The organism is Flectobacillus sp., assembly GCF_049240685.1.
Classification (GTDB): domain Bacteria; phylum Bacteroidota; class Bacteroidia; order Cytophagales; family Spirosomataceae; genus Flectobacillus.
The window spans coordinates 64,371-65,616 of the sequence record NZ_JBMLSD010000058.1 but is presented as its reverse complement, the minus strand read 5'-3'; the positions used below and the strand labels follow the sequence as shown (position 1 = coordinate 65,616).

General features: G+C 35.6%; 1 protein-coding gene and 1 tRNA gene (1 of these 2 running past the window's edge). Both read right to left on the bottom strand.

Annotated features, from left to right (window positions below; all coding sequences use genetic code 11):
* Positions 1 to 624 precede the first annotated feature (624 nt).
* The gene (locus ACOVQ4_RS02825) at positions 625 to 1,104 is read right to left on the bottom strand and encodes a deoxycytidylate deaminase (RefSeq protein ID WP_421819147.1); all 480 of its coding nucleotides are present in this window, start codon (positions 1,102 to 1,104) and stop codon (positions 625 to 627) included.
* 121 nt (positions 1,105 to 1,225) lie between these two features.
* Positions 1,226 to 1,246 (bottom strand) — tRNA-Met (locus ACOVQ4_RS02820) (it continues 153 nt past the right edge of the window).

The following is a 1,246-nucleotide window of genomic DNA, read 5'->3' as shown; positions in this document are numbered from 1 at the left end:
GTAATAGGCTCGATGCTTTAAGCCGTAAGCAAAAAGAATAATTGTGTTTTTATCGAATAATCAACACAATAAAGCCTAATGCCTACGGCTTAAGGCTTATAGCCGAGTACTTAATTTTATTTTGATATACTAGTCCAATACTTTGTATTGGTTTTATTTGCTTACCAAGTAAAAACTAGTATTTTAAAACCAGTCAATTTCAAAATGCCTGAGTGACATATTGTCATTTTGTCCAGAAATCACACAATTCATTTTCTGCCCTAATATTCTTTTTCTAAGTTAGCACGCAAAATAAAGTTTAAGATTGTGCCATAAGCTATCAGGTATCGGCTTTCGGCGGTGGGCTATGGCAAAAATGCATGTCCACGGTCGTTAAAAACATTTTAACACTCTTTGTGCCTTGTGCCTGTTGCCTGGTTCCTAAAACACAAAACTTAAATATTGCACGATTACTTAAGTTAGCACGCAAAATAAAATTTAATTTTTAAGCTTTCGGTTTTCAGCTAGTAGCATTCAGCAAAAAAATATCTGTCTTAACTATAAAGCATTTTAACACGTATTGTCTCGTGCCTAAAAACAAAAAATTAAATCGAGTTTTGTACACTTACTTATAGATCAACATCTTTATGCAAACAAGTGCGCTAATCTAGATTTTTCATATTGAACTACCTCTACTCCAAATTTTCTCAAAAATTCAACTCCTTCATCAGATTGCAACCCCTTGTATTGTGCATACGAATCAAGGAAAACCACTTTACTAATTTTCATCGAAAATATTATTCTGGCACAAGCGATACACGGTGATAGTGTAACATACAAAGTGGCTCCATCTACTTGAGAACCATTTTTCGCGGCAAAAAGTATTGCATTCTGTTCGGCATGTAGTGCCAATGAGCAGCTTCCCTTAGAATCTCGTGCACAACCATGCTCAGGAAATTCTTCATCGCAATTGTGCGTACCCGACGGTGGTCCGTTATAACCAATCGATATAATTCGTGTATCTCTTGCTAGTACAGCTCCAACTTGAGCTTTTATACAATGAGAACGCTTGGCAATATTTACCGCCAATTCCATATAAATATCATCAAATTCAGGTTTTGCCATGGTGAAATGTTGGATTTTGGAAACAAATCGAAGAATTACTGATGGAAAATGTTTCTTTTGAGAGCGAATTTACGAGTTTTTATAAAAAAAAAGCCCTTCTGTAAAAGAAAGGCTTAGTTAGTAGCGGGGAGCAGAATCGAAC